General features: G+C 68.2%; 12 protein-coding genes and 1 pseudogene. 9 read left to right on the top strand and 4 right to left on the bottom strand.

Annotation, left to right across the window (positions count from 1 at the left end; genetic code table 11):
- Positions 1-102: 102 nt before the first annotated feature.
- Positions 103-657: an EF-hand domain-containing protein gene (locus SK803_RS17210; RefSeq protein ID WP_319967020.1), complete on the top strand. Its 555-nt coding sequence runs from the start codon at positions 103-105 to the stop codon at positions 655-657.
- Positions 658-676: 19 nt separating this feature from the next.
- Here SK803_RS17210 and SK803_RS17205 read toward each other — a convergent pair whose 3' ends face one another.
- Both SK803_RS17205 and SK803_RS17200 read right to left on the bottom strand, forming a co-directional pair.
- A complete protein-coding gene (locus SK803_RS17205; protein WP_319967019.1) occupies positions 677-1,501 on the bottom strand; it encodes an alpha/beta fold hydrolase in 825 nt (274 codons plus the stop codon).
- A gap of 193 nt (positions 1,502-1,694) precedes the next feature.
- Positions 1,695-1,934, bottom strand: a pseudogene (locus SK803_RS17200) (tannase/feruloyl esterase family alpha/beta hydrolase); the annotation flags it as partial.
- Between the two features lie 110 nt (positions 1,935-2,044).
- Between SK803_RS17200 and SK803_RS17195 the strand changes: the two are divergent.
- Entirely contained in the window at positions 2,045-2,578 is a 534-nt protein-coding gene (locus SK803_RS17195) for a hypothetical protein (RefSeq protein WP_319967018.1), read from the top strand.
- A 110-nt stretch (positions 2,579-2,688) separates the two neighbouring features.
- Here SK803_RS17195 and SK803_RS17190 read toward each other — a convergent pair whose 3' ends face one another.
- Complete coding sequence (locus SK803_RS17190) at positions 2,689-2,883, bottom strand: ferredoxin (RefSeq protein ID WP_319967017.1); 195 nt, start codon at positions 2,881-2,883, stop codon at positions 2,689-2,691.
- Positions 2,880-4,094, bottom strand: coding sequence for a cytochrome P450 (locus SK803_RS17185; protein WP_319967016.1), 1,215 nt, complete (start codon positions 4,092-4,094; stop codon positions 2,880-2,882). Before SK803_RS17185 ends, SK803_RS17190 begins: the two co-directional genes overlap by 4 nt.
- Before the next feature lie 124 nt (positions 4,095-4,218).
- Between SK803_RS17185 and SK803_RS17180 the strand changes: the two genes are divergently transcribed.
- The 7 genes from SK803_RS17180 (at position 4,219) to SK803_RS17150 (ending at position 12,481) form a co-directional block, all read left to right on the top strand.
- On the top strand, positions 4,219-4,812 hold the full coding sequence (locus SK803_RS17180) for a TetR family transcriptional regulator (RefSeq protein WP_319967015.1): 594 nt from the start codon (positions 4,219-4,221) through the stop codon (positions 4,810-4,812).
- 140 nt (positions 4,813-4,952) lie between these two features.
- Entirely contained in the window at positions 4,953-5,291 is a 339-nt protein-coding gene (locus SK803_RS17175; RefSeq protein ID WP_319967014.1) for a hypothetical protein, read from the top strand.
- Between the two features lie 130 nt (positions 5,292-5,421).
- The gene (pstC, locus tag SK803_RS17170; protein WP_319967013.1) at positions 5,422-6,438 is read left to right on the top strand and encodes a phosphate ABC transporter permease subunit PstC; all 1,017 of its coding nucleotides are present in this window, start codon (positions 5,422-5,424) and stop codon (positions 6,436-6,438) included.
- Positions 6,438-7,505: a phosphate ABC transporter permease PstA gene (gene pstA, locus SK803_RS17165; RefSeq protein ID WP_319967012.1), complete on the top strand. Its 1,068-nt coding sequence runs from the start codon at positions 6,438-6,440 to the stop codon at positions 7,503-7,505. Before pstC ends, pstA begins: the two co-directional genes overlap by 1 nt.
- The gene (pstS, locus tag SK803_RS17160; RefSeq protein ID WP_319967011.1) at positions 7,505-9,046 is read left to right on the top strand and encodes a phosphate ABC transporter substrate-binding protein PstS; all 1,542 of its coding nucleotides are present in this window, start codon (positions 7,505-7,507) and stop codon (positions 9,044-9,046) included. Before pstA ends, pstS begins: the two co-directional genes overlap by 1 nt.
- Positions 9,043-11,409, top strand: coding sequence for a hypothetical protein (locus tag SK803_RS17155; RefSeq protein ID WP_319967010.1), 2,367 nt, complete (start codon positions 9,043-9,045; stop codon positions 11,407-11,409). The genes pstS and SK803_RS17155 overlap by 4 nt, the downstream gene beginning before the upstream one ends.
- 94 nt (positions 11,410-11,503) lie before the next feature.
- Entirely contained in the window at positions 11,504-12,481 is a 978-nt protein-coding gene (locus SK803_RS17150) for a substrate-binding domain-containing protein (RefSeq protein ID WP_319967009.1), read from the top strand.

Here is a 12,481-nt window from a genome sequence, read left to right as displayed (position 1 = left end):
GCCGGTATAACTATACCGCCTTAGCGGAGACGGCTGAACAACACCACCCAGGAGGGGGACGCGCGTTGCACAACGCGGGTCGCCTCAGCACAGTGCCTGGTCATGAAGCAGGTGTTGCAGCACAGGATCGACTCGACGTTCGCCCACTACGACGTCAACGGCAACGGCGTCATCGAGCTCGCGGACGTCTACGCGCTGGCCGACCGGCTGCTGCGGGCGTTCGGCGAGCCGGCGTCGTCGGAGCGGGGCCGCGATCTCGTGGAGGCCTACGACCGGTTCTGGGAGATGCTGGTCGACCACTGCGACGCTGACCGTGACGGTCGCATCGGGCCGGAGGAGTACCGCGACGCCATGATCGAGATGGTCGTCGAGGGCGGGCCGATCAACATGGGCTTCCTCGAGATCGTGCAGTCGTTGCTCGACCTCATGGACACGAACGGCGACGGGCGGGTCGACGCGGACGAGTTCCAGGTCCTGCTGAAGGCGCGCGGGCTCGGCGCGGACGAGTGCGGGCTGGCTTTCGCGCACCTCGACACCGATGGGGACGGCGCGATCAGCGTGCAGGAATACGTTGCGGCGGTGCGGGACTACTACACGAACCCGGCAGAGGACACGCCCGGCAGCTGGCTGTACCCGAAGGCGTTGCAGCGCACCTGACGGGCGTGTCCTGGCTGGGTCAGGACCGGATGAACTCCAGCAGGTCGGCGTTGATCACGTCGGCGTGCGTGGTCGGCATGCCGTGCGGGAAGCCCGGGTAGACCTTCAGGGTCCCGTTCTTCAGCAGCGGCGCCGAGAGCAGCGCGGAGTCGGCGATCGGGACGATCTGGTCGTCGTCGCCGTGCATCACCAGCGTGGGCACGGTGATGGCCTGCAGGTCCTCGGTGAAGTCGGTCTGCGAGAACGCGACGATGCCGTCGTAGTGGGCCTTGGCGCTGCCCATCATGCCCTGGCGCCACCAGTTCTGGATGATCGCCTCGGACGGTTCGGCGCCGTCCCGGTTGTAGCCGTAGAACGGGCCGGACGGCAGGGCTCGGTAGAACTCCGAGCGGTTCGCGGCGAGCTGCGCCTGGAGGTCGTCGAAGACCGCTTTCGGGAGCCCGCCGGGATTCGCGTCGGTCTGCACCATCAACGGCGGGACCGCGCCGAGGATGGCCGCCTTGGCGACGCGGGATTCGCCGTGGCGAGCCAGGTGGTGGACGACTTCGCCGCCGCCCGTCGAGTGTCCGATGTGGACGGCGTCGTGCAGGTCGAGGTGCTGGGTCAGTGCCGCGAGGTCGTCGGCGTAGTGGTCCATGTCGTGGCCGTCGGCGACCTGGGACGAACGGCCGTGGCCGCGGCGGTCGTGCGCGATGACACGGAAGCCGTGGCCCAGGAAGAAGAGCATCTGGGTGTCCCAGTCGTCTGACGACAGGGGCCAGCCGTGGCTGAAGACGATGGGCTGACCGGTGCCCCAGTCCTTGTAGAAGATCTCGACACCGTCGGGGGTGGTGATCGCGGGCATGTCGTTTCTCCGTCCTCCGTCGCTTCCAGGAGCGACTCTGGTCGAGCTACGAACAGAACAGAGCCTGTCAGATGACCGGCGTGGTGACTGCGGTCGTTCGGCACCTGGATTTGGTCACAAGGCAACGCCACGGCGTGCGCCGGGACGACGACGAAGTCCGCCGCCGTCCCGAACGCCCGGTACGACTTGCTTGCTAACGGGCGCAGCGGTAGCTCGAAGCGGCCTTCGGGTCGCCGTAGGTGTAACGGGAGACCTGCGGGTACGGGCACAGGTTGCGCTGGCTGTCGGCGGTGGCCGCGGCCAGGGTCGCCGGCGCCTTGCCCTTCTCGACCCAGTCGACGAGTGCGCCGAGCGGATTGGTGGGCTGCGGGCCGTTGCCGCCGAAGCAGTGGTCGACGCCGGGCGCCGTGAACAGGCGGTAGAAGTCGTTCACGGCCGATCGCGGTCGGTCAGTTCATCAGCGCGCCGCCCGTCCCCGTCGCGCCCCGCCGGAAGCGCCCGGTCGGCCTGATCCTCTCGGCGACGCTGGTCCCGCTGTTCCTGGTGGGCGCGCTGGTCCTGTTGTACTTCACCGTGTTCAAGCCGATGTTCACCACCATCGGCCTGACCGACGGCCCCGCCAGCACACCCGCGATGCAGCCGGTCCTCACCATGGGCCCGGACGGCGACCTCAAGCACGACTCGCTGATGGCGTTCCGCAACTCCTGCCTGACCTGGCTGCCGGCGAAGGACGCCCGGAAGATCGAGTCCAAGGACCGCGTCGGCTGCTACGCGGAACACGACGTCGAGCTGCTGGACACGGTCCTCGCGAACACCGAGATCGAGAAGGACGTGCCCTATCCCGGTGTCGAGGAGCTGACCAAGATCGGCGGCACCGGCTGCACGCGCACCTTCCTGTCGTCCAAGGTGAACGGGCAGGACAAGGAGAAGACGCTGCGGTACTGGGTGATCATCCCGACCGCGGAGGCGTGGAAGGTGAAGACCGAGAACGGGTACCGCAGCTCGGACCGGTTGATCTACTGCTTCGTGGGCAAGGCGGACGGCACGAAGCTGGTCGAGCCGCTGATGAAGCAGTAGCTGTCACAAATCCTCCTGCCTGTTGGGTGTAGTCAGAGGCGATTTGATCAAGAGTTGGTGGTACTTGCAGACGGCATCCAGCCGGCGATAAGTGGATCGACGCGAAGGCGTCAGTCCTCGACGACGATGGCCGAGGCCGGGCACACCGCCGCGGCGTGCCGGACGTCCGCCAGCCGGTCCGACGGCGGGCTGGCGTCCAGCAACGCCACCAGGCCGTCGTCGTCGTTCTGGTCGAACACGTCGTCGGCGGCCAGCACGCACTGCCCGGCCCCGACGCACTTTCCCTGGTCCACCACCACCTTCACGCCGACCTCCAGGTGACGGGCAGCTCGGCGACGCCGCCGGTGAGCGTGGCGCGAACCTCCAGCGCGTCGAGGTCCTTGGCCAGGCGCAGGTCCGGCAGGCGGCGGGCCAGGGCGGAGAAGACGACGCGCAGCTCGGTGCGGGCCAGCGAGGCGCCGATGCAGAAGTGGGCGCCGTGGCCGAAGCCGAGGTGTGTCCTTTCCGGACGGTCCGGGTTGAACTCCTCGGCCTCGCTGTACACCTCGACGTCGCGGTTGGCCGCGTTGATCGAGAGGACCACCGCGTCGCCGGCGAGGATCGTCACGCCCGCGATGTCCACGTCCTCGCGCGCGTACCGCAGCAGGCCGAGGTCGCCGGGTGCTCCCAGGCGCATGACCTCCTCCACCACCGCGTCCACCCGGCCGTCCGGGTCGGCGGTGAGGGCTTCCCAGCGGGAACGGTCGGTGAGCAGGAACAGCACGCCGAGGCCGATGCGGTTGACGGTGGTCTCGTGGCCCGCGAACAGCAGGCCGACGCAGAGCCGGACCATCTCCTCGTAGTTGAACGACGGGTCCTCGCTCTGGGCGCGGACGAGGTCGGAGATCACGTCCTCACCGAGCTGCCCGCGCTTGCTCTCGACGAGTCCGACCATGTAGCGGAAGAACTCCTCGCGGGCCCGGTGCGCCTCCTCGCCGATCTCGGTGCCCGCCATGCGTTCGGACAGGGACGCGAACTGCTCGTTGTCCTCCTCCGGCACCCCGAGCAGCCGGCAGATCATGGCCACCGGCAACGGGAACGCGAGCCCGCGGTGCAGGTCGACCACGCCGGTGGTCTCGTGTTCGGCGGCGAGCCGGTCCAGGTATCCGTCGACCAGCTCCTCCATGTTCTCGCCCAGCATCCGCATCCGCTTGGCGGAGAACGCGGGAGTCAGCAGGCGGCGCATGCGGGTGTGGTCGGCTTCCTCGGTCGAGTACTCGCCGGTCGGGCCGTCCTGCACGGCCGCGGTGGAGATGCGCGAGGCCTTCTCCGGTTCGGGATGGGAACGGCCGAACCGCTTGTCGCCCAGCAGGAGGCGGACCTCCTCGAACCGGGTCACGAGCCAGGCGGGATCACCGGCGGGCGTGGTCACGGGGGTGATCGGCGCCTCGCGGCGGAGGACCTCGTAGAGCGGGGCGAGCTCGAGGATGTTCGGCCTGGTGAACGGCAGCCGGAGGCGTTCGGTGGCAGTGCTCATGACTCGACCGTAGCGTTTGTTGGCACTCTCTGCCACTAATTGATTCTGCTGGGTGACGTGCTTGAATCGGCTGATGACGGACGTCGCGACAGAAAACGGGACACCGCGCCGAGGGCGGCCCCCGGTGAGCGACGAGCAACGTCAGCGGCAGCGCGTGGACATCTCGCGCCACGCCGTGCGGCTGTTCAGCGAGCAGGGCGTGGCCGCCACGTCGGGGGAGCAGATCGCCCACGCCGCGGGCGTCTCCGAACGCACTTTCTGGCGCTACTTCCCGCAGAAGGAAGCCTGCGTCGAGCCGTTGCTCACCAAGATGGTCGACGCGTTCTGCGCCGTGCTGCTCGACTGGCCGGCCGAGCTCGAACTGATCGACCACCTGCGCGAGGCCTACAGCCCGTTGCTGGACTCGGCGTCCGACGAGGACATCGAGGCGGTGCTGGCCGTCGTGCGGCTGACCCACCACGAACCGGCGTTGCGCGCCGCGTACCTCATGCTTCGCGAACGGGCGGAGGACGCGCTGGCGGACGTGCTCGCGCAACGCATGGGCCGGCCGGTCGTCACGATCGACGTCCGGGTGCGGGCCGCGGCAATGAGCTCCGTGCTCAAGGTCGCCACCGACGACATCGCCCGCGCCTCAGCCGAAGGCATCACGCGGGACGCCCTCGACGCGCACCGCGAGCAGATCGCCGGCGCACTGCGTGGCCTGTCACTGTCGCTGTAGTCAAGCGGTCACCAATGGTCATGCAGTCCGTAGTGAGGAAACTGGACACCTCTTGCAGGCTGGTTCTTAATCTGTCGTCAACTTTCTAAAAGAAACATTCCGCTCGGCGTCGGGGCCGAAACCAGCGGGGGAGGACCGCCATGGCGGTTGCCCGTTTTCAGATCTACAGATCCGCCGCGCGAGCCAGTGTGACGTGGCGATTACTCTCGGCGAACAATCGCGGCCTGGGAAAGGCCGTTGCGCCGTATCCCACGGACAGCGAATGCGCGAAAGCGGTTGCCGAGCTGCGCGAACTCGTTGCGAACGGACGTGCACTGCTGACCAGGGACGCGCAGTTGTGGTCGTGGCGGTTGCAACTCGGCGGCGTCGATCTCGCTGTGTCGTGTCGCAGTTACCAACGGCGACTTCAGGCGCAGTACGCGTTCCGCAGCTTTGTTGAATTGGCAGCCGATGCACCTGTAGCCGGTTTGGAGCAATAGCTTCCAATTCGTCGGTCGCGTTCGTTCGTTGTTCACGATCAAGCCGGGGCGGCGACATTTTCACGGGTTGTGCTTGCGTTCGCCTCGAAACCCGAGACAAGAGTCCTCCCGCAACGTCGGAGCCGCCCCGATGACGCAGTTGATCAGTGCCGAGCCGCTCGAGCGCGCCCAGGAACCGGACGGTCCACGCCGCCGGTTCCGCGCGCCGGGTGGCATCGACCGCGCGTTCCGGCTGGTGCTGCGCGCCGCCGGGCTCGCCGTGCTGGTCATGATGGCGACGGTCGGGTTGTTCCTGCTCACCCGCGGCGCCGACGCGATCTCGAAAAGCGGGTTCGGATTCCTCACCACCCAGGCGTGGGAGCCCGACTCGCTCAACTTCGGCATCGCGGCGGTGCTCGTCGGCACGGTGCTGATCGCGTCGGTCGCGCTGGTCGTGGCGTTCCCGCTCGCGCTCGGCGTGGCCCTCTACATCTCGGAATACGCGCCGCGGAAGGCGAAGCGGGCGCTGACCAGCCTCGTCGACCTGATGGCCGCGGTGCCGAGCGTCGTCTACGGCCTGTTCGGGTCGACGTTCCTGCAGTGGCAGGGCGTGGACGTGCCGCGGTGGATCTCCATCCAGTTCGGCTGGATCCCGTTCCTGCACGTGGACGGCGCGAACCCGGACGACCCGCTCGCCACCGACTCGGCCTACGTCACCTCCACGTTCTGGGCAGGCTTGATCGTCGGGTTCATGGTCATGCCGTTCATCTGCTCGGTGATGCGAGAAGCGTTCAGCACTGCGCCACAAGGAGAACGCGAAGGTGCCTACGCGCTCGGTGCCACCAGGTGGGGCATGATCCGCAGTGTCGTGCTGCCGTTCGGGCGCAGCGGCATGATCGGCGGCACCATGCTCGGTCTCGGCCGGGCCATGGGCGAGACGATCGCGGTCGCGATGATCATCGCGCCGGTCTTCACGATCCAGACCCAGATCCTCGGCAGCGGCGGCAACTCCGTGTCGGCGCTCATCGCCTCGCGGTGGGGCGCGGCCAGCCCGTTCGGGCTCTCCGCGCTGATGGCCGCCGGGCTCGCGCTGTTCCTGCTCACCCTCGTCGTCAACTTCGCCGCCTCCGCGGTGATCGCCCGCAGCAGATCTGGGCAGGGATCCTGATGAGCGCTACCAACATGATCGGCACGGAAGTACGCCGCGCCACCAACAGCGCCAGACGCACCGACATCACGGCGGTGCTGGGTTCCCTGACGGCCGCCGCCGCACTCACCGGGTTGCTGTTCGACCAGATCGCGCCGTTCTCCGGCGTCGTCGGGTTCGTCGCCATCGCCTACGCGGTCTTCCTCGCCCTGTACGCGTTGATGGTGTCGCTCGACGACGATTCGCTGGCCGTGCGGGACAAGCTGGCGTCGGCGGTCGTGCACAGCCTCGCGCTGATCGCGCTGGGAGCACTCGTGTTCATCGTGATCTACCCCATCTACATGGGCGTGGAGGCGTTGGGGCACCTCAACTTCTTCACCGAGGACATGGCCGACGCCGGCACGCTCGACCCGCTGGAACTCGGTGGTGTGCTGCACGCCGCGGTCGGCACGCTGGAACAGATCACGATCGCCCTGGTCATCACCGTCCCGTTGGGACTCACCTGCGCGATCTTCCTCAACGAGACCAGGGGAATGTTCACCCGGCTCGTGCGCACGGTGGTCGAGGCGATGACCGCGCTGCCCTCGATCGTCGCCGGTCTGTTCGTCTACGCGTCGCTGATCCTCGTGCTGGGCTTTCAACGCTCTGGTTTCGCCGCGGGCTGTGCGATCAGCGTGATGATGCTGCCGATCATGATCAGGGCCGCGGACGTGGTCGTCCGGCTGGTGCCGAGCTCGCTCAAGGAAGCCTCGTACGCGCTGGGCGCCGGGCAGCTCAGGACCGTCTGGCACGTCGTGCTGCCGACGGCTCGAAGCGGCCTCACCACGAGCGTGCTGCTCGCGACCGCGCGTGGCATCGGGGAGACGTCACCGGTGCTGATCACGGCGGGCTTCACGCCGTTCCTGAACTGGAACCCGTTCGCGGACTCCCAGGTGTCGCTGCCGCTCGCGACCTTCCAGCTGGTGACGTCGTCGGAGGAAACCATGAAACAGCGCGGGTTCGGCGCCGCGGCCGTGCTGATGGCGCTCGTGCTCGTGCTGTTCGTGCTCGCTCGCCTCATCGGCGGCCGTGCCCACGGAGGAAGATGATGAAGAGACTGGCTGTCCTCCTCGCGGTGCTTCTGCTCGCCGCACCACCGGCCCAGGCGCAGAACTACACGCCGATCAGCGGCGCCGGGTCGACGTGGAGCTACAACGCCCTCGACCAGTGGCGCAAGAACGTCGTGCAGTACGGCATGCGGATCAACTTCGCGGGCACCGGCTCCACCGACGGCCGCAACCAGTTCAAGGCGGGTCAGGTCGACTTCGCCGTCTCCGAGATCCCGTACGGGCTCACCGACGCGGGCGTGCGGGACGTGCCACCGAAGGACGGCACGTACGCCTACATGCCGATCGTCGCCGGCGGCACGTCGCTGATGTACAACCTCAAGATCGGCGGCAAGCGGGTCACGAACCTGCGGCTGTCCGGCGAAGTCGTCACGAAGATCTTCACCGGCGGCATCACGTCGTGGGCCGACCCGGCGATCGCGAAGGACAATCCCGGCCTGAAGCTGCCGGACCGCAAGGTCGTCCCGGTGGTCAGGTCGGACGGATCCGGTACCAGCGCGCAGTTCACCGCCTGGATGGCCGCGCGGCACGGCGGGATCTGGGACGAGTACTGCCGCAAGGCCAAGCGCGCCACGCCGTGCGGGTTCACCTCGAACTACCCGCTGATCGCGCCCGCGGTCGGCCAGTCCGGCTCGCTCGGCGTCGCGAACTACGTGCGCCAGGACGGCAGCGAGGGCTCGATCACCTACGTCGAGTACTCCTACGCCCGCAACGCCGGGTTCCCGGTGGCGAAGCTGTTGAACAGCAAGGGCTACTACGTCGAACCGAAGGCGCAGGCGGTGGCCGTCGCGCTGATGCAGGCGAAGATCAACCAGGACCTGACCCAGGACCTCGGTGCCGTCTACACCAACGGCGACGCGCGCAGCTACCCGATGTCCAGCTACAGCTACATGATCCTGCCGATCGCCGAGGGCGGGAAGTTCAACAAGGACAAGGGCCGCACGCTCTCGGACTTCGCCTACTACTTCCTGTGCGAGGGCCAGCAGCAGGCCGACCGGCTCGGATTCTCGCCGCTGCCGATCAACCTGGTGCGCGCCGGGCTCGACCAGGTCGCGCGGATTCCCGGCACCACCAGGCAGAACAAGGACATCAGCAAGTGCAACAACCCGACGTTCTCCGCCGACGGGTCGAACACGCTCGCGACGAACGCGCCACAGCCGCCTGACTGCGACAAACAGGGGACCACGCAGTGCAAGGAAGGCACCGGCGGCGCGACCGAGAACACCGAGAACAACAACAACGCGGCGACCGGCAACAACAACACGAACGGCGTCAACCCGACCGGCAACCCCACAGATGCGCCGGCGGATCCGGCTGCTGTCGGTGAGGACGTGGTCGACCCGGTCACCGGCGAGACGGTGCGGAGGTCGGGGCAGAGCGCAACGGCCACGCCGGTGTCGGTCAGCTTGCGGCAGAACAACTCCTCGCTGCTGATCGTGGTGATCACGGTGCTGATGGTCGTGCTGATCTTCGGCCCGCCGCTCGTTTCACGCTGGATGCGCAGACCGGGAGGCGACCGATGATCAGGATGGTGCTCGCCGCGCTGCTGTTCGTGAGCGCGGTCGTGGTGTGGCCGACCGATGCGGCGGCACAGGACTCCTCGGCCGTCACGGTGTCCGGCAAGGGCGACTTCGCCGGCCTCGAGATCACGGTGGCCCAGACCAGAGACCTGATCAACCAGACCGTGCGGGTCAGCTGGACCGGCGGCGAGGAAACCGGCCCGGTGGGGAGGTTCGCCACCAACTACCTGCAGATCATGCAGTGCTGGGGCGATGATCCGGCGGGCCCGGCGCGCGAGCAGTGCCAGTTCGGCGGCCTCGAAGCGCAGAGCGGGCTGGGGCTCGGCAACTTCACCAAGAGCCGCCAGATCGCCTACAACGACCCGAAGGACCCGCGCGAGCCCACGCCGATCCCGGCGACCGGCGCGGCGTTCACCGAGTTCCACGCCGTGACGGGCAAGAAGACCCCGTCCTACGGCGAGTTCTTCGACGCCGGCACGACCAACGAGGTCCCGTTCGCCAAGACCCGCGCGGACGGCACCGGCGAGATCGACTTCGAGGCGCAGACCGCGCTGGAGGCGTACGGCCTCGGTTGCGGGACCGTCGTGAACAACACCCCGCGGCACTGCTGGCTCGTCGTGGTTCCCCGCGGCGACAAGGAGGTCAACGGGCGTCGTGTCGGCGTCGACCACACCGGCAACAACCTCGACTCGTCACCGCTGTCGCAGTCCAACTGGGAGAACAGGATCGCGGTCCGGCTCGACTTCCGCCCGGTCGGGCGGGCGTGCCCGATCGGTGTCGCGGAACGACCGCTGACCGGGCACGAGTTCGTCGCCGACGCGATCGCGCGCTGGCAGCCCGCGTTGTGCGCCAACGGCGGTTCGGTGTTCGGGTTCACCCAGGTGCCCGACGGCATCGCCCGCGACCAGCTCGGCCTGGACGAGCCGGGCATGGTGTTCACCAGCGAACCACTTGCCTCGCCAGGGAAACCCACGGTCTACGCGCCGGTCGCGGTGTCCGGGTACGCGATCGCGTTCGTGCTGGAACGCCAGTCACGCGGCCCCGAGGTCGAGACCGATCCCAAGGTGTGGCAACGCGATGGCCAGCTGATCACCTCGTTGAACCTCACCCCGCGGCTGGTCGCGAAGCTGCTGACCCAGTCGTACCGGGACGCTGTGCCCGGCAACCAGCCCTATCTGCGACGGAACCCGCGCAGGCTCAACGAGGACCCGGACTTCCTGGCGATCAACGAGGAGTTCAAGGTCTACGGCGCGCTGATGAACGCGCTGGACATCCTCGCGCCGTCGGCCGACCTCGACGCCACGAAGGCGTTGTGGACGTGGATCAACGGCGACACCGACGCCCGCGCGTTCCTGGACGGCTCGCCGGACCCGTTCGGCATGGTCGTCAACCAGAACTACCGCAACCTCGCGCTGCCGTTGCCGAACTACCCCAAAGCCGACCTGAGCTGCAAGGAGCTGGCGTTCCCGCTCGGCCCCGACTGCGCGCTGCTGTCCCGGCCGCTCTCCGCCGACCTGCACGAGGGCGGCCGCGCGATCAGCCGCGGTGACACGCTGGGCAAGCTGCCGAACGGCCTGCCGGACCCGCTCGACCCGTCCAAGCCCGGCTACTCGCGCTCGCCGCGGCAGCCAACGGGAGAGCGCAGCCTGCTGGCGGTCGTGGACACCGCGACGGCTCAGCGGTACGGGCTGCCGGCCGCCTCGCTGCGCAACGCCGCCGGCCAGTTCGTCGCTCCCACCCCGGAGGCGCTCGGCGCGGCCCTGGACCAGCTGTCGCCCACCGAGGTCGCCGGGGTCAAGATCGCGAACCCGGCCGGCAGGAACGTCAGGGCCTATCCGCTGCCGAACGTGACCTACGCGGCCGCCGTTCCGTCCGCAATGGACAAAGCGGCCGGTGCCGAGTACGCGAAGTTCCTGCGGTTCGCCTCCGGTCCCGGCCAGACGCTGGGCGAGGCGGACGGTCAGCTGCCCAGGGGCTACCTGCCGTTGCCGGACTCGCTGCGCAGACAGGCGGGCGAGGCCGCCGCGGTGATCGAACGTGACGCCGGGATCCCGATCACCACGCCGAACGATCCGCCACCGGCCACCGAGAACGTGGTGAACAACCCCGCGCCGACGACGAACGCTCCGGCGAACCCGCCGCAGCCACCAGCCGTGCCACCGGCGAAACCGTCCGAGACGCCGACGCCCAAGCCGGTCGCCGCGCTGCGGGACACGCCGTCGATGCCGGTGAGCTGGCTGCTGCGCCACCTGCTGGCCGTCGCCCTGATCGCGGGCGGACTCGCGACCGTGGCCGGCCCCCTGATGTCGCGGCTTTCGAGCCGCGTGAGACGAGGACCCGAGGAGGTGAGCCAGCCCGGCCCGTGACGGAGATGCCGCTCCGGACACGAGCCGGTCCGACCGGTTGCTTTGTGCCCGGACACCAGTCCGCGCACCACCTTTCGCAGAAAAGGATACGTCAGTGAGCTCGAAGCGTTTGCTTTGCGCTGCCGTCGCCACGATGGCCGCGGCCGCCCTGGTCGCCGCTCCCGCCCAGGCGGACCCGACCGGTACTCCCACCTTCCGCGACATCGTCGCCGTTGGCTCGGACACGACGCAGACCGTGATGAACGGCCTGTCCGACGCCGTCACGATCAACGGCACCAAGGTCATGGGCTCCTACGACGCCCGTGGTTCGGCCACGATCCAGACCAAGGAGACCGGGTGCGTGATCCCCAGACCGGCCTCGTCCGGTGAGGGCGTCAACGCGCTGGTCGCCGCCGTCGAGGGCAACACCGGCTGCGTGCAGGTCGCGCGTTCGTCCTCGAACAGCGCGTCGACCTTCCCCGGCAAGAACCTGACCTACATCCCGTTCGCGGTCGACGCCATGACCTACGCGGTCCGCAGTGACAGCACGGTCAGCAAGAAGCTCACCACGGCGCAGCTCAAGTCGATCTACAACTGCACCGCGCCGGGTGTCGGCACGAACTTCAAGCCGCTGCTGCCGCAGTTCGGTTCTGGCAGCCGTGACTTCTTCCTGAAGCAGCTCGGCCTCACCAACACGGCGACCTACACCACGCAGTTCCCGTGCGTCGTGGACGTCGACGTCAACAACGAGCCGATCCAGGAGCACGTCGGCACGTACCTGACCGACACCAAGCACATCCTCCCGTACTCGATCGCCGTGTACGCCGCGCAGGTCTACGGCAACGCGCCGGCCGCGCAGGGCAAGGCGGTGCTCGCGACGTTCAACGGTGTCGCGCCGACGATCCTCAACACCTCGTCGTCGTTCAAGCGCGACGTCTACAACGTCGTTCCGTCGCCGAAGCTCTCCGAGGCGAACTACAACCAGCTCTTCGTCGGTGGCACCTCGCTCGTCTGCACCAGAACCGACGTGATCACCCAGTTCGGCTTCGGCATCAACCCGAACTGCGGCTCCACGCAGATCGTCACCCCCTGA

Origin of the sequence: Lentzea miocenica, from assembly GCF_033949945.1 — a bacterium.
GTDB lineage: Bacteria > Actinomycetota > Actinomycetes > Mycobacteriales > Pseudonocardiaceae > Lentzea > Lentzea miocenica.
This window is presented reverse-complemented; position numbering and strand designations above follow the sequence as displayed.